This window comes from Streptococcus mitis, from assembly GCF_047464965.1.
GTDB lineage: Bacteria > Bacillota > Bacilli > Lactobacillales > Streptococcaceae > Streptococcus > Streptococcus mitis_DU.
The window spans coordinates 37,941-54,027 of the sequence record NZ_JASHAT010000005.1; the positions used below are offsets into that span (position 1 = coordinate 37,941).

Below are 16,087 nucleotides of genomic sequence, written 5' to 3' on the forward strand. Positions count from 1 at the left end.
AAAAAAATGAAAAAGAAATCAATTTTTAAAGCAAGTTTTGAAGAGAGTTTGAATCTAGAAGATGATGGACTTCGAAAGTTACAGCAAGAGCAACATGATAAGACGGCTAACTATTTTAAAAAAGGGAGAGCCTCTCTTTGGTTCTGTATCAAAAGTTTTATTTTAGCCCTTATTTTTCCTATTGGTTTTAACTTTCTATTGCTTATTGTATCTATGGCGTTCCATGAAAGTGACACTTTAACTCTTCCAATAGCCAAGCACGAGTCATTAACGGTAAATGTTTTTTTGATATTACTTCTAATTTGGCTATTCTTAGTCATACTCGGAAAGTTTATTAAACGAGTCTATCTTTTACCATATCGCTATCAGTTTCATGCTTTTATATTTATGATTTGGTTCTTATTGGAAATTGATTTAATCGTGTTTGATGTTCTATTAGCAAATCTGGCAACTTGGGAAATGCTTGGCATCTATGGAATCATTATGATTGTCACTTATGCGATATGGAATATTGAGTTAAGAGGATTAAGACGACTCATGTATGGTGAGGTTTCGGGAAATACTTTCCGTAATAAGATTGCAAAAATGCTCTCTCTCTATGGTATGGGGATTTTGGGAGCAGGTATTATCATAAAGCGTATTTTAGGAATCTTTACAGTAGATATGTCAAGTTCAATAAAGGCATTTGGTTTCTTGCTATTATGGATTTTTTGTAATGTTGTTCTGGTTGCTGTAGTTGCTTTCATAGGTTTACCTTATTTCCTTCAAGCCTACTATAAATGGAAATATCCTGAAGAATATCGTGAGTGGGAAGGGAAAACTGTAGAAGAATGGTATGGGAAGAAATATTTAAAAAAACACAAAGAGTTATTAAAACAGGATTTGGGTGAAAAGTATGAAGAAATCAATTTTTAAAGCAAGTTTTGAAGAGAGTTTAAATTTATTAGATGATGGGTTTTTACAGTATCAGAAACAAGAATACTATAATAAACTTGGAAAAACCTTTAAGAAAGGGAAACCTTCTTTTTGGTTTGGTATTAAAACTTTTATTCTTAGTCTGTTTTTTCCGATAGGTGTAAATTTCATGCTATTCGTTTTGGCGATGTCCTTACATGATTCTGATCCTAAAGATTTAAGATTACCGATTTCTCAGTATCCTTTGCTAACAGTCGAGCTTTATTTAATTTGCTTGTTAATTTGGTTGTTATTGGTATCAATGGGTAAATTCTTTAAACGGACGTTTATTCTTCCTTATCGTTATCGCTTTCATATTGTAACCGTTATGATATGGTTTATGTTTGAATTTAATTTGCTGGCCATAACAATTACGTTACCTATATTAACAACATGGGGGATCTTGGTATTTTTTGGACTTCTAGCATTCTTGGCTTATGTAATGTTAAGAACGGAGCTTAGAAGTTTGAAAAAACGAATGTATGGAGAAGTTAAGTCACCTACCTTACTCGATAAAATTGCTAAAGGCCTTGCTATTTATGGATCAGGTGTATTGGGCTTAGCCGTGATTATTAATTATATATTAAAAGGCTTTTCTATTAATTTTTCATCTTCCATAACTGGTTTTGGTCTCTTTATATGTTGGGTTCTGTTAAATATTGCTTTAATCGCCATGATTGTATTCATGGAGTTTCCTTTCTTTTTAGAAGGCTATTACAAGTGGAAATACCCTGAAGAATACCGCGAGTGGGAAGGGAAAACTGTAGAAGAGTGGTATGGAAAAAAATATTTAAAAAAACACAAGGAGATATTAGAATAGTTTTTGGGTGAAAAGTATGAAGAAATCAATTTTTAAAGCAAGTTTTGAGGAGAGTTTAAATTTATTAGATGATGGCGTCTCAGGGAAATTTGCTCGGGACAATTACCAAGATGCTTTAAAAAAAGAGCAATTTAGAGGAACAAAAAATCATATGTTTGGCTGGTAATTCTGACTTTCCTATTTATAATTGGTCCCAATTGGTTGATTGTAGCTTTAAATGATTATTTATTTTACCATTCTGATTCTAGAGATTTAACAGTCCCTTTACCCGACATTAATTTTCTTCCGTACTGGGTATTTTGGATAGCACTTGCAATATGGATTTTATTGATTATACTAGGGAAGCGATACAATCAGCAGTTTATTTTGATTTATAGGGGCCAATTCCATTTTATGGTTACCTTTATTATCTGGCTAGTTGTTGAACTCAATCTTTTTTCTCTAAACTTAATTTATGCAGTAGCTGGATTTTGGGGAATATTCACTTTTGTAGGATTGATATTATTAATAATTATTTCAATGATTCTTTCTAGGTGTGAGTCATTAGGAATGTTGTTATATGGGACAACTCTAAAGAAAAGTTTTAGTGATAGATTCTTCGGCAAGATGTTTAGCATAATTGGCAAGTATGGTGGTTTGGTTGTAGCAATTTGGCTAGTCATTCGTGTTTTTTTCTCAAGTTCGATGGAGAATAGTAATAATTTGATTGGAGGACTCGGTATTTTGTCTTCAATACTGATTCTTAATATTTTAGTTGTTGCTTTTGAAATTTACCTCATGTTTCCTTATTTTCTTCAAGCTTACTATAAATGGAAATATCCCGAAGAATACCGCGAATGGGAAGGAAAATCAGTGGAAGAATGGTATGGAATGAAATATTTAAAAAACACAAGGAGCTAATAGATATTAAAAATGAAGTCGATTTATACTAGTCAAAAAGATATGTTGGAAATCTGTCAAGATGGTGATAAGTATTTCTTGCGTTATCCAACTTTTAATATTACCATGCCAGAAGTAGTTCAAGAAATCCCTAAAGAAGCTGCAGATAGTTATATGTCTGGAGAACATACTGGTAAAGAGTTGATGAATTATGCAGATTATGGTTTTTGGAAATCTAAAAAACAGTATACACAAGATGAATCCGATAAGCTCTTCATCGAAGATCATCCTTCCTTTATTTTGAAAAATCCTGAAAATAGCCGTTGTCTTTTCACAGCAGAGGAATTTAGACAAATTGTCACCCAGGCCATTGTTTCAGAACTGGAACCTAGCGAACTTAATGCAATTGGTATAGTTGATAGTCATTTAGAGCTTCTTCTGGTGGATCCAGTTGGCTGGGAGGAAGAGATAGAAGCAGTCCATCTTGAAATTCTGCAAGAAAAAATTAATAATTATATTCACTTCCTCGAAAGTAAGCAGTATGTAGAACGATACGGTGATAAGTTTGACAAAAAAGTCATCCATATTACCTTCCAATATTCTCCATCTGATAATGGACTAGCCTTTCTTGCAGCGGTTCAGAAGGTATTGCAGAATTCGGATATGAGTTTGAAAGTAGAATTACCTGATGATGACATTTTTTCAGATAAGGAAAACATATCGGAAGACTCAAATCATCCCAATCAAGATCAAGAAAAGCTATCCAAAGAAAGATATCTCCAGATTAAAAAAGAATATAAAATGCGACTAGTATTAGTAATAGTTCTATTCGTATTATTATCTATACTAAGTATCGTGCTTATTGTAAATTCCAATAGGTTTATTCCATTAGGAGCGACAGCTATGGCTACAGTTGTACCTTTCAACCAATTCTTTCTCGTTCCGCTTTGGCAAGAGAAAAAAGCCATCGAAGAAGTACACCCTGAATGGAAGGCACTTAGTACCAGTGTAGTTAAGGTTCCCTCAGATGAATCAGATAAAAAGATATTTCCGTTTATCGCATCGGTGTTAGCCTTATTCTTCACATTTTCGATGTTGTATAGACCTGTTAAAGAAAATCCTAAAATTCCTACTATTGAGGAAATTAAAAATATACCTAAAATTGATAGTAACTACATTCCTAAGTCAAAGAAAAGTTCAAATTCTGAACCTACATCTACTACGACAACATCAGATTTGAACGAGACCTCTTCAACTGAAGAAAGTACACAAAGTCAAACTTCAAGTAAGGAGAGTCAAAATTACCCTTACCATATTTCTGGAATGGAGTTAAGAGGGTCATTGATAAAACATTTAAAGATTTCAATGAGAAACGGGAGAATGAACAAAATATAGAACAGACGGAGTCAGGAAATGAGTGACGTAAGCCCTGATAGTTTGTAGTTGTAACTATGGTAAAATGTATTACGTGGAGGGATGATGGATAAATTATACATAGTGGTTGATGGAATTGAACATCAATACTTTGATTGTGATAGTACAGGATATTATTTGATTTCCTATGATCCTTTATCAGAGAATAATGGTTATAAATTATTTGATTCAGAGTTGAAACAATATAGAAAATATTTGACAGAGAAACAGGTTGAAAAAAAATATAAAATTATAGATTATATTTGGTTTAATGAACAAAAATGGGATATTTTTCAACGAAGTGATGATAATTTAGATAAACCAAATTCATGGGTAACGATTGTTTCCGACGATATAGAATTTTTAAATAGAAATGGACTATGGAAGGAGGAGAATTTAGTTGAAAGTAGGTATGGACATTTGTATTACTGTTCTTTACCAATCGAGGCAGAAAAGTTTTCTCTAATTCGAACTAGAAAAAATCTCCCTATATAGTTAAGATAGTAAGAAAGCAGTTTATTATGAAATCAGTTAGTTTTACAATAAAAAGCAACCAATCGCTAAGGATTGGTGAGGTGCTTCAAGCAGAACTTTTTGAATGTTAGTTTGTTCTTATGGTTCTTAATGTATGGAATTAATCTCTTTACCCGTGGTCTTAATAACCTTCTAGCACAGTTATTACTTGCCATAGTGCCAATTGCATCTATCTTCATTCCAGTATGAAAACGATGGAGAAAGCTTGATTTAATGGTCAGGTTCGAAGCTAGTATTCATTACTAAGAGATAATAGTTTTAATAAAAACTTAGAACAAATTTTCCTATATTTTACGTTGATTAAGTGAGATAAATAACTTATAATGAAACTACCATATACAATAGATTGATAGAAAGATGACTTTATCGAAGTATTCTATTTTAAAAAGAATATCATTTATTCTCATTCTTATTGAAATTGCAAATTTTTAAAAGAAAGAAGGTCCGACTTTTATGATGAAAAAAATAGTTTTAATCTTAATGTCTTTTTTTACAATCCTGTTATTTTTCATTGGACCAACTCACGCAGATCTAGTGATACCAGATAGGCCTTCTAATGGTATTTATGATCCAAACCATTATTTATCAGAGGTTGTTTCAGATAAACTAATAGAATTAAATGGTAAATCGGATACTCAAATTGGTATTTATATTGTTGAGAGTTTAAATGGTGAATCTTTAGAAAAGTCAGCCAATACGATTGCCAGATCTTGGAAAATTGGCTATTCGGATTCAAATAAGGGTGCATTATTATTGATTGCTATAAAAGATAGAAAGTTTCGTATTGAGACTTCTAATAACCTAGCTACTATATTGACTGATACAAAAGCTAGGGAAATCTTAGATGCCTCTCGTGATAAGATGCGAGCCAAAGACTATGATGGAGCTGTGATTGATATAATCCAAAACATATCCAATCAAGATTATGACTTAGCTGATGCACCTGTAGTAGAGAGAAATTATTTTTATGAAGTCCCTAAAGCTATATGGGAACTAGTAGTAGAAATTCTTGATCATTTCGGTGTAATTTTTATGATTTCTTTTGTGGTACTTTTTCTTACAGAAGGTAGGGTTTCGGGTAGGAAACGGAGATCTAATAAATTCTATTATGGTAAGGATAAATTATACCCTGATGATAAAGATTTTATAAATGATGGTTCTTGGTCACAAAAAGCATTAACAGCTTACCATATTAAAAATTCAGATGAGTATCATAATGAGAGTAGTAGTGATTCCTCATCGCCTTGGTCGAGTGATGATTGGTCAGGTGGTGGTTTTGATGCTGGTGGATCATCAAGTGATTGGTCAGGTGGTGGTTTTGATGCTGGTGGATCATCAAGTGATTGGTAATTTAGCTTATTTCATAGTGAGTTACCTGCCTTGATCATTTAAAAAAATGATGGTATAGAAAATTCTTGATTTGGAAAAAACCGCTCAGCTGAGCGGTTTTCGTCTATTCATACCCTTTTACAGTACCCATGTACGGATGGCATGGGCAACGCCGGATTCATCGTTAGATTTAGTTATGTATTTGGCGATTTTTTTGATTTCTGGATTTCCGTTTTCCATGACAACTGGGTTGCCAACGACTTCCAGCATGGCACGGTCATTTTCTTCGTCACCGATAGCCATGGTTTCATCTTTGGTCAATCCGAGTTTTTCAGCTAAGTGAGTGATGGCTGAACCTTTGTCCACATTCTTTTTAAGGAGTTCGAGGTAGAAAGGAGCAGATTTGTTGATGGAGTAGCGCTCATAAAATTCGGCTGGTATCTTTTCAATCGCAGCATCGAGAATCTCAGGCTCATCGATGAACATACATTTGACGATTTCCTTGTTAGCCATTTCTTCAGGTGTGCGGTAGAAGATGGGCATGCTGACGAGGGTTGATTCGTGCACTGTATATTTTCCGATATTGCGATTTGCAGTGTAGATTCCATCCTTGGTAATGGCGTGCATGTGAACACCAAGCTTACGACTGAGGAATTCCATATCTAGATAATCCTCATAAGTCAAGGATTCGCTGATAATCTCATGTCCTGTAGCGGTTTCTTGGACAAGGGCACCATTGAAAGTCACAACATAGTCACCCTCGTCTCTCAACTGCAAGTCGTCGAGAAGTTTGGCAACACCTGCAATAGGGCGGCCAGTTGCAATCACGACTTTGACACCAGCTTCTTTGGCATCTTGGATGGCAGAAAAGACTTCAGGAGTGATTTCCTTTTGGCTATTGACTAGGGTTCCGTCGATATCGACGGCGATTAGTTTAATACTCATAAATTTCCTCTTCTAGTTTTTATTTGGTGTAAAATGATCGTTCTCAATCAAGTGTAAAAATTGCTGGGTGATGCTTGCGAAGATGCTGTTTTGATCCAACATTTCTTTTGGAAAATAGAAACGATTATCTCCGTGGCGACTGCCAGCAAGAGATTGGACGATAGGAGACAGGCTAGAGAGTTCGGCCAGTTCTCCATTTTTTTGTAAAATCTCAATCTGTGTTCGTGGATTTTCAGATTCGGGACGATAGATATCATAAGGGAGGTCAAAGTTCTTATGAATGGCAGTATAGTAGTCGGGATCAAAGCCAATGTCCTCGACCAATTTTCTCATGCTGGCGAGTTGGAATTGATCCTCTTGTGAAAAGGTAATGGATTTAAAGACCTTGCGGTTGACAAAGCGCTGTGATAAGTCTGCTAAAATCTTGTCAGGACTGGTCATCCAGAGTTGGAAGTAGGTATTCATCACACCATCATCCAGAGCCAGATAATCAGACAAGGTCACATTTTTTTCAAAGAATGGCAGGAGATGTGGAGAAGTTCGGGCAAAGAAGTCCTTGTCTTCTGGATAAAGTTCCTTAGCCCGTTTGAGAAGATTCTGAAGGAGAACTTCCATGGCACGTGTTGCTGGGTGGAAATAAACCTGCATATACATCTGGTAACGGCTGAGGACGTAGTCTTCGATGGCATGCATGCCATTGCGCTGAAAGGCGATACCATTTTCGACAGGACGAATGACTCGGAGGATCCGAGTCAGGTCAAATTCCCCATAGGAAGCTCCTGTAAAATAGGAGTCGCGCAAGAGATAGTCCATGCGGTCTGCATCAATCTGACTAGAAATGAGTTGTACGACCTGCTTGTTAGGATAGGTATGGTCGATGATACTGGCTACCTTTTCTGGGAAATCTGGCGCCACTTGTAGCAGGACTTGGTGAATCTCTGTCTCAGAGCTTTGGATGATTTCCTGAGTAATGGCTTCGTGATCTGTGTCAAAGAGATGTTCAAAAGTATGGGAGTAGGCACCATGTCCAAGGTCGTGTAGGAGAGCAGCGGTCATGGTGAGGAGAGACTCGGCAGGATTCCATTCTTCAGGATATTTTTCTTCAAAAATCTCCGTGATACGTCGTGCAATTTCATAGACACCTAGACAGTGAGAGAAGCGGCTGTGCTCCCCACCGTGGAAGGTATAACTGGAAGTTCCCAGTTGCTTGATCCGGCGCAAACGCTGAAATTCTTTTGTATTAATCAAGTCATAGATGATTTGATTATTGACATGGATGTAGTTGTGAACTGGGTCACGGAATACTTTTTCGTTCATATGACCATTATAGCAAAATCCTGCTCTTTTTGGTAAAATAGTAGGACAAGAGAGAAGAAAGAGGACTTGATGTGAAGATTCGGATGCGAAATAGGATTCAGTTTGATGAGCAGTTGGAAGTGATTGACCAGCTTTATGATGTGGAAGTGCATGAAAAAGGAGATTATAGCTACCTGCTTTTCTATAATGAAGAAAAGGAAAAAGTGGTTATTAAATTTCATGGTCAAGAACTGGTGATGAGCCGTTTTTCAAATCCCAAGACCATTATGCGCTTTCTAAAGGATAGCGATAGTTTAGCCTATATTCCGACACCTATGGGCATGCAGGAGTTTATCATCCAAACGAGCCATTATCAAGTTGATGGGCAAAAGATTGAACTAGATTATCAACTACAAAATCAAGAGGGACATCCCTTTGCCCGCTATCAATTGGAAATTACTTGGGGCTAGTCTCTTGTTTTTTTCAAATTTACCTGGCTATCTTCTCGGATTAGCCTGCTAATGTGGTAGATTAGGCTATTTTTTGGTATAATAAAAGTTATGGAAATCGAAAAAACCAATCGTATGAATGCGCTCTTTGAATTTTATGCGGCGCTTTTGACAGATAAGCAAATGAATTATATCGAGCTCTACTACGCTGATGATTACAGCCTTGCTGAGATTGCCGAGGAGTTTGGTGTCAGTCGTCAGGCTGTCTATGATAATATCAAGCGGACAGAAAAGATTCTGGAAGATTATGAGATGAAATTGCACATGTACTCGGACTACATTGTTCGCAGTCAAATTTTTGATCAGATTTTGGAGCGTTATCCCAAGGATAACTTTCTGCAGGAGCAGATAGAAATTTTAACAAGCATTGATAATAGAGAATAAGAGGAAGAAAAATGGCATTTGAAAGTTTAACAGAACGTTTGCAGAACGTCTTTAAAAATCTACGTAAAAAAGGAAAAATCTCTGAAGCTGATGTCCAAGAGGCAACCAAAGAAATTCGCTTGGCCTTGCTTGAGGCCGACGTTGCCTTGCCTGTTGTAAAGGACTTTATCAAGAAAGTTCGTGAGCGTGCAGTCGGGCATGAGGTCATTGATACCCTAAATCCTGCGCAACAAATTATTAAAATCGTTGATGAGGAACTGACAACTGTTTTAGGTTCTGATACGGCTGAGATTATCAAGTCACCTAAGATTCCTACAATCATCATGATGGTTGGTTTGCAGGGGGCTGGTAAAACAACTTTTGCAGGTAAATTGGCCAACAAACTCAAAAAAGAAGAAAATGCCCGTCCTTTGATGATTGCGGCGGATATTTACCGTCCTGCGGCTATTGACCAGCTGAAGACACTGGGGCAACAGATTGATGTGCCGGTTTTCGCTCTTGGTACAGAGGTACCAGCTGTTGAGATTGTTCGTCAAGGTTTGGAACAAGCCCAAGCCAATCACAACGACTATGTTTTGATTGATACAGCAGGGCGTTTGCAGATTGATGAGCTTTTGATGAATGAGCTTCGTGACGTGAAAGCATTGGCTCAACCAAACGAAATTCTGCTTGTCGTTGATGCCATGATTGGTCAGGAAGCGGCCAATGTTGCGCGTGAGTTCAATGCTCAGTTGGAAGTGACTGGTGTTATTCTTACCAAGATTGATGGCGATACTCGTGGTGGTGCTGCCCTATCTGTTCGACACATTACTGGCAAACCAATCAAGTTCACTGGTACAGGTGAAAAGATTACGGACATTGAGACCTTCCACCCAGACCGTATGTCAAGCCGTATCCTTGGCATGGGAGATATGCTCACTTTGATTGAGAAAGCTTCTCAGGAATACGATGAGCAAAAAGCCCTTGAAATGGCTGAGAAGATGCGTGAAAACACCTTTGATTTCAATGATTTCATTGATCAGTTGGATCAGGTGCAAAACATGGGGCCGATGGAAGACTTGCTCAAGATGATTCCAGGTATGGCCAATAATCCAGCACTTCAAAACATGAAGGTGGATGAACGCCAGATTGCTCGCAAACGTGCCATTGTGTCTTCAATGACACCTGAAGAACGTGAAAATCCAGATTTGTTAAATCCGAGCCGTCGCCGTCGTATCGCAGCTGGTTCTGGAAATACCTTTGTCGAAGTCAATAAATTTATCAAGGACTTTAACCAGGCTAAACAGCTCATGCAAGGTGTCATGTCTGGAGATATGAACAAAATGATGAAGCAAATGGGAATCAATCCAAACAACCTTCCTAAAAATATGCCAAATATGGGAGGAATGGATATGTCTGCCCTTGAAGGAATGATGGGACAAGGCGGTATGCCTGACCTGTCAGCTCTCGGAGGAGCAGGAATGCCAGATATGAGCCAGCTGTTTGGTGGCGGACTCAAAGGTAAAATCGGTGAATTTGCTATGAAACAGTCCATGAAACGCATGGCTAACAAAATGAAGAAAGCGAAGAAAAAACGCAAGTAAGACAAGGGAAGGCCACAGGGCTTTCCTTTTTTAGAAAGAAGAAAAATGAGCACTTCCGTAATTGGAAATGCTCGTTTTTTGATGTGTTTAGACTCTTAATCTTTATTTTCGTATGGTAAGATCAAGTTCAAGATGATTCCTGTCATGGCTGATAGGGCAGTACCTGAAAGGGTAACTGGACCAAGTTTAAGGATAGCTCCTCCAAGTCCAAGTACCAACATAGCACTTGCGATGATTAGGTTACGCATTTGACTGAAGTCTACACGTTCTTTGATCAAGACTTTCAAACCATTACTTGCGATAACTCCGTAGAGAAGGATTGACATACCACCAAGTACAGCATTTGGAATGGTTGAAATCAAGGCAGTGAATTTACCAAGGAAGCTAAGGGCAATCGCGATGAAGGCAGCGTTACGGATAACTGAGACAGAAGCGATACGAGTCATACCGATAACCCCTGTATTTTCTCCATAAGTTGTATTGGCTGGTCCACCAAGGAAGGCAGAAACTGAAGTTGCGATACCGTCACCAAGAAGAGTACGGTGAAGACCTGGTTCTTTCAAGAATTGACGGCCACAGATTTGACCCAAAACAGTATGGTCTCCGATATGTTCAGAAATTGTTACGATAGCGATTGGCAAGATAGCGATGGTTTCTGGACCGAAGTAAAGATTGTATTCTTTAAAGGCACCGCCTGTATTAAATGGCAAGTAGAAACCAGGAATCTCGAACCAGTTGGCTTTAAGAACTGGTGTAAAGTCAACCAAGCCAAGTGTTAGTGCGAAGAGGTAACCACCGATAATGGCAAAGAGGAATGGAATGATTCGTAGGAAGCCTTTTCCTTTTGTATTGATAAAGGCAGCAATCAAGAAAGTAACAACTGCTACAAGAGCATTTTTCCAATTCCCGTCAGCTACAAGACCAGCATTGGTAACAGCTGAACCTGCAAGTCCCAGACCGATAACGATAATCATAGGTCCGATGATGATTGGTGGCAAGAGTTTATCAATCCATTTTGTACCTGCAAAACGAACACCTGCAGCCACAAGGACATAGACCAAACCAGTCAAGATAACTCCTGTTTGAGCAGCAGATACATCACCACCCATTTCTTTCATAGCCAGTGACATTGCTGTGATAAAGGCAAAAGAAGAACCTAGATAAACTGGAACTTTAAATCCAGTTGAAATCATATAGATGAGTGTCCCGACACCTGAAGCAAAAAGGGCAACAGATACAGGCATTCCCAAAATCAAGGGTACCAAGATGGTCGCACCGAACATGGCGAAAACGTGTTGGAAACTAAGGAGAATTCCTTTTCCAGCCGAAGGACGTTGGTCAACGTCTAGTAACAAATCAACAGTTGATTCTTGTTTCATATAAACCTCACTTTTGGGCATCAAAAAAGAGCCCATTATTTTACAGCAATAGGCCCTCAGAGTAAGACTTCTCTAAAATCTAGACTTTAAAGAGTTTCAAGTATTTCTGCGTCTTCGTCACCTCACGGGATGACATTAAAAACCTTTGCTTGTGATAGTATAGCAGAAATTCCGAACTTTGTAAACATTTTTTACTAAAAAATTTAAAGCGGGCGTTTGTTGGGCATGCCAGCCTTTCTTGGATATTTATTTGGTGTTTCTTTTTTCTTTTCTACCACTGTGATGTAACGTGGATCTCCATTTGGTAGGGCGTAGCTGAGATTGTCTTCTACTTTACTAAAAAGGAGGTTGAGGGCATTCTTAGCTTCTAATAATTCCTCAGGAGCATTGCTAGCCTTGAGTGCCAATAGTTTTCCGCCAACTTTAAGGTAGGGAATAGTTAATTCAGATAGGACTTGCATACGGGCAACCGCACGAGCCGTTACAAAATCATACTGAGCACGGAAGTTTTTGTCTTGGGCAAAATCTTCGGCACGTCCATGGTAGAAATGAACATCGTCTAAATCCAGTTCCTGAGCCAAAAGTTTGAGGAAGTTGATGCGCTTGTTGAGAGAATCAATGATAGTTACATTTAGCTGAGGATAGAGGATTTTCATAGGTAGACTAGGAAATCCTGCCCCGGCTCCAATATCAAGAAGTTTGATAGTTTCATTTGAAATTAAGCCTTGCAGAATGGGTGCAATCGAATCGTAAAAGTGTTTCAGATAGACTTCTTCCTTATCTGTAATAGCCGTCAAATTAATCTTCTCATTCCACTCGACCAAGAGTTCAAAATAGCGTTCAAATTGTTTTTTTTGCTGGTCCGAAAGTGAAAGATTTTGCTCGGCAAGCAAGTTGTAAAATGTTTCTGGTTTCATAGTTTTTTCCTTCTTTAGTATCATCTTATTTTACCACAATCATTAAAAATTTGATATACTGGTACTAATCTAAAAGCAGAAAGGACTTATATAATGACTTGGATTATTCTTGGAGTTTTAGCTCTTATTGTTATTTTTGTGATTGTTAGCTATAACGGTTTGGTTAAGAATCGTATGCAAACCAAGGAGGCTTGGAGCCAGATTGATGTTCAGTTGAAACGTCGAAATGACCTCTTGCCAAACTTGATTGAAACTGTAAAAGGTTATGCAAAATATGAAGGTTCTACCCTTGAAAAGGTGGCAGAACTACGTAACCAAGTGGCGGCAGCGACTTCACCAGCAGAAGCTATGAAAGCTAGTGATGCCCTTACTCGTCAGGTTTCAGGTATTTTTGCAGTTGCAGAAAGCTATCCAGATTTGAAAGCTAGTGCAAACTTTGTTAAATTGCAAGAGGAGTTGACAAACACAGAAAATAAAATTTCTTACTCTCGTCAACTCTACAACAGTGTTGTCAGCAACTACAATGTAAAATTAGAAACTTTCCCAAGCAATATTATCGCTGGAATGTTTGGATTTAAAGCAGCAGATTTCCTTCAAACACCAGAAGAGGAAAAGGCAGTTCCTAAAGTTGATTTTAGCGGTTTAGGTGACTAAGATGTTGTTTGATCAAATTGCAAGCAATAAACGAAGAACCTGGATTTTGTTGCTGGTATTTTTCCTACTCTTAGCTCTGGTTGGCTATGCAGTTGGTTACCTCTTCATGCGATCTGGGCTTGGCGGTTTGGTTATTGCACTGATTATCGGATTTATCTATGCCATGTCTATGATTTTTCAATCAACAGAGATTGTCATGTCCATGAATGGAGCGCGTGAGGTGGATGAACAAACGGCACCAGACCTCTACCATGTAGTAGAAGATATGGCTATGGTGGCTCAGATTCCTATGCCACGTGTTTTCATCATTGATGATCCAGCCTTAAATGCCTTTGCGACAGGTTCTAACCCTCAAAATGCGGCGGTTGCTGCGACGTCAGGTCTCCTAGCTATCATGAATCGTGAAGAACTAGAAGCTGTTATGGGACATGAAGTCAGTCATATTCGTAATTACGATATCCGTATTTCGACTATTGCTGTCGCCCTTGCTAGTGCTATCACCATGCTTTCTAGTATGGCAGGTCGTATGATGTGGTGGGGTGGAGCAGGTCGCAGACGAAGTGACGATGATAGAGATGGAAATGGTCTTGAAATCATTATGCTCGTGGTTTCTCTACTAGCTATTGTGCTGGCACCTCTCGCTGCAACCTTGGTGCAACTAGCTATTTCTCGTCAGAGGGAATTCCTAGCGGATGCTTCCAGTGTCGAGTTGACGCGCAATCCTCAAGGGATGATTAATGCTCTACGCAAGTTAGACAACAGTAAACCGATGAGTCGTCCTGTCGATGATGCCAGCAGTGCACTTTATATCAATGATCCAAAGAAAGGGGGAGGGTTCCAAAAACTCTTTTATACCCACCCACCTATCTCAGAACGGATTGAACGTTTAAAACATATGTAAAAAAGAATCCAGAGGTCGTCTCTGGATTTTTGCTATGTTGCAAATTTATAAATCTTCTAAATTAACTACTTCCAAACCATGTTCTGTCAATCGATAGATGGTCGAACAGACTTCTTTTAAGAAACGACGGTCATGCGAAACAGTAATGAGACCGCTTGGATAGGTTGCAAAGAGTTTTCTGATTTGGGGTTGAGAAGTTGGAGAAAAGTTTCGTGTGGGTTCATCCAGTAGGAGAAAGTTTGGTTTGCGTAAGACTAAATCCAAAAGCAGGAGTTTTCCCTGTTGTCCGCCAGATAAGGAGCGGATTTGATGCTGCATTTCTGGGTAACTGAAATTGAGGCTGGCTAAGTAGGATTGGATTTTCTGTAGTTCCTCTTTTTCCCCAGCTTTGCTGAGATAGGCTACTGGAGATAAATCTAATTGCAGTTTCTTATGGTAATCTTGTGGCATATAACCAAGCGAAATTTCTCTTTTATCATTAAGAAGTTGCTGTAACTTGGCTAACAGAGTTGATTTACCAACACCATTTTGGCCGATGATACCGATTTTTTCTTGGCCACGGACAGTTAGTTGTAGTTCTCGAGCCAAAACTCGGTCGTCAATGGATAAATTTTCTTTTTCCAGCTGGATTAAGACTTTAGAAGCAGGTAATGGCTGTATATCTGAGAAGAAAAGTTGAATGTGTTCTTCTTCAAGTGGTTTTTGGGTCATGGACTTAGCTGTCTTTTCAATGCGTTTTTCTTGAGAGAGAACATTTTTCATCTTTTTAGCTAATAGGCGCCCAGCAGTACTGTCTTTGGTAGCTCGAAGCGCAGTTTCTACATTTTGCTTGACTCGCCGATGTTTTTCCATGGTTTTATCGTAGGCTCGTTGGTCGTTAGCAGCTTGTTGGCTTTGTTTTATAAAATTAGCCTTTCTCTGGTCGCTATAGCTATCATAGTCTAAATGCTCTACTAGCGTTTCCGCTTCTTTACGGTGCTTGACCAGTCGCAAGTGGACAATAGTATCAGCCGTTTCAGAAAGAAAGTCTTCATCATGGGAAATGAAAATAACGGTTTGCCGAATCTTTCGAATCTGACTTTTTAGCCAATCAACCGTCTCAAGGTCTAGGTCATTTGAAGGTTCATCTAAAAATAGAATCTCAAAGGGTTTGGCTAACTCATGGATGAGCTGAATTTTCAAAGCTTCGCCCCCCGAAAGGCTTCCAATCTCTTGAACGCTAGCGAAACGGTTGCTATCAAAGTGTAACTCCTCAGCCAAACGATAGAGGATACTGTAGTCTAAATCAGCAAAATCCAAAAAGAAGTAGTCGTGTAGACTTCTCTTTTTCAAGTCCTCAGGGACTTTTTGAGGAATACAGGCCAGTGACTGATAGTCAGACTGGATGTCTCCCTTGATAGTGAAATCAGACAAAACTTCCCCAATTAAAATTTTAAGTAAGGTTGATTTGCCATTTCCTTCTTCGCCAATAATAGCTACCTTTTCCCCATCTTGGATGGTCATGCTTAAGTCGGCTACAAGGTCTCGTAAATCTTTGTTTTGTGTGATGGTCAGGTGATTGATTTTTATCATATGATTGCCCTTTCTAGA

16 protein-coding genes and 2 pseudogenes are annotated in these 16,087 nt (G+C 38.4%); 13 read left to right on the forward strand and 5 right to left on the reverse strand.

The genetic code is table 11. The features are described 5' to 3' along the window. The first annotated feature begins 6 nt into the window (after positions 1 to 6). From QM408_RS04205 to QM408_RS04240, 8 genes and pseudogenes are all read left to right on the forward strand, one after another. On the forward strand, positions 7 to 915 hold the full coding sequence (locus QM408_RS04205) for a hypothetical protein (RefSeq protein ID WP_414373722.1): 909 nt from the start codon (positions 7 to 9) through the stop codon (positions 913 to 915). Further along, entirely contained in the window at positions 896 to 1,774 is an 879-nt protein-coding gene (locus tag QM408_RS04210; RefSeq protein WP_414373724.1) for a hypothetical protein, read from the forward strand. Before QM408_RS04205 ends, QM408_RS04210 begins: the two co-directional genes overlap by 20 nt. A gap of 16 nt (positions 1,775 to 1,790) precedes the next feature. Beyond that, the gene (locus QM408_RS04215) at positions 1,791 to 1,940 is read left to right on the forward strand and encodes a hypothetical protein (RefSeq protein WP_414373726.1); all 150 of its coding nucleotides are present in this window, start codon (positions 1,791 to 1,793) and stop codon (positions 1,938 to 1,940) included. A gap of 227 nt (positions 1,941 to 2,167) precedes the next feature. Further along, positions 2,168 to 2,674 (forward strand): hypothetical protein, encoded by a 507-nt coding sequence (locus QM408_RS04220; protein WP_414373728.1) that lies wholly within the window; start codon positions 2,168 to 2,170, stop codon positions 2,672 to 2,674. A gap of 12 nt (positions 2,675 to 2,686) precedes the next feature. Then, positions 2,687 to 3,343: pseudogene (locus QM408_RS04225) on the forward strand (DUF6572 domain-containing protein); the annotation flags it as partial. A gap of 786 nt (positions 3,344 to 4,129) precedes the next feature. Continuing rightward, complete coding sequence (locus tag QM408_RS04230; RefSeq protein WP_078352042.1) at positions 4,130 to 4,561, forward strand: hypothetical protein; 432 nt, start codon at positions 4,130 to 4,132, stop codon at positions 4,559 to 4,561. 26 nt (positions 4,562 to 4,587) lie between these two features. After that, positions 4,588 to 4,668: pseudogene (locus QM408_RS04235) on the forward strand (DUF4299 family protein); the annotation flags it as partial. Between the two features lie 385 nt (positions 4,669 to 5,053). Beyond that, on the forward strand, positions 5,054 to 5,950 hold the full coding sequence (locus QM408_RS04240; protein ID WP_125415994.1) for a TPM domain-containing protein: 897 nt from the start codon (positions 5,054 to 5,056) through the stop codon (positions 5,948 to 5,950). Between the two features lie 117 nt (positions 5,951 to 6,067). On the opposite strand, the gene yidA is transcribed toward QM408_RS04240, so the two are convergent. Both yidA and QM408_RS04250 read right to left on the reverse strand, forming a co-directional pair. Next, positions 6,068 to 6,874, reverse strand: coding sequence for a sugar-phosphatase (gene yidA / locus QM408_RS04245; protein ID WP_023946927.1), 807 nt, complete (start codon positions 6,872 to 6,874; stop codon positions 6,068 to 6,070). A 12-nt stretch (positions 6,875 to 6,886) separates the two neighbouring features. Beyond that, positions 6,887 to 8,191 carry an HD domain-containing protein gene (locus QM408_RS04250; RefSeq protein ID WP_045611846.1) on the reverse strand — a complete coding sequence of 435 codons (1,305 nt, stop codon included), beginning with the start codon at positions 8,189 to 8,191 and terminating at the stop codon, positions 6,887 to 6,889. Positions 8,192 to 8,262: 71 nt separating this feature from the next. Here QM408_RS04250 and QM408_RS04255 point away from each other — a divergent pair, with 71 nt between their 5' ends. From QM408_RS04255 to ffh, 3 genes are all read left to right on the forward strand, one after another. Next, positions 8,263 to 8,640 carry a YwiB family protein gene (locus QM408_RS04255; RefSeq protein ID WP_078706193.1) on the forward strand — a complete coding sequence of 126 codons (378 nt, stop codon included), beginning with the start codon at positions 8,263 to 8,265 and terminating at the stop codon, positions 8,638 to 8,640. Positions 8,641 to 8,730: 90 nt separating this feature from the next. After that, on the forward strand, positions 8,731 to 9,063 hold the full coding sequence (locus QM408_RS04260) for a putative DNA-binding protein (RefSeq protein ID WP_000402071.1): 333 nt from the start codon (positions 8,731 to 8,733) through the stop codon (positions 9,061 to 9,063). 11 nt (positions 9,064 to 9,074) lie between these two features. Then, the gene (ffh, locus tag QM408_RS04265; RefSeq protein ID WP_247939885.1) at positions 9,075 to 10,646 is read left to right on the forward strand and encodes a signal recognition particle protein; all 1,572 of its coding nucleotides are present in this window, start codon (positions 9,075 to 9,077) and stop codon (positions 10,644 to 10,646) included. A 95-nt stretch (positions 10,647 to 10,741) separates the two neighbouring features. Here ffh and QM408_RS04270 read toward each other — a convergent pair whose 3' ends face one another. After that, positions 10,742 to 12,025 carry a uracil-xanthine permease family protein gene (locus tag QM408_RS04270; protein WP_004241778.1) on the reverse strand — a complete coding sequence of 428 codons (1,284 nt, stop codon included), beginning with the start codon at positions 12,023 to 12,025 and terminating at the stop codon, positions 10,742 to 10,744. Between the two features lie 203 nt (positions 12,026 to 12,228). Beyond that, complete coding sequence (rsmG, locus tag QM408_RS04275) at positions 12,229 to 12,942, reverse strand: 16S rRNA (guanine(527)-N(7))-methyltransferase RsmG (RefSeq protein ID WP_000801943.1); 714 nt, start codon at positions 12,940 to 12,942, stop codon at positions 12,229 to 12,231. Positions 12,943 to 13,035: 93 nt separating this feature from the next. Here rsmG and QM408_RS04280 point away from each other — a divergent pair, with 93 nt between their 5' ends. After that, positions 13,036 to 13,596: a LemA family protein gene (locus QM408_RS04280; RefSeq protein ID WP_000219833.1), complete on the forward strand. Its 561-nt coding sequence runs from the start codon at positions 13,036 to 13,038 to the stop codon at positions 13,594 to 13,596. 1 nt (position 13,597) lies between these two features. Next, complete coding sequence (gene htpX, locus QM408_RS04285; protein ID WP_020902782.1) at positions 13,598 to 14,497, forward strand: zinc metalloprotease HtpX; 900 nt, start codon at positions 13,598 to 13,600, stop codon at positions 14,495 to 14,497. A 45-nt stretch (positions 14,498 to 14,542) separates the two neighbouring features. Here htpX and QM408_RS04290 read toward each other — a convergent pair whose 3' ends face one another. Further along, positions 14,543 to 16,069, reverse strand: a complete 1,527-nt coding sequence (locus QM408_RS04290) for an ATP-binding cassette domain-containing protein (RefSeq protein ID WP_414373735.1) — start codon at positions 16,067 to 16,069, stop codon at positions 14,543 to 14,545. Positions 16,070 to 16,087: the final 18 nt, after the last annotated feature.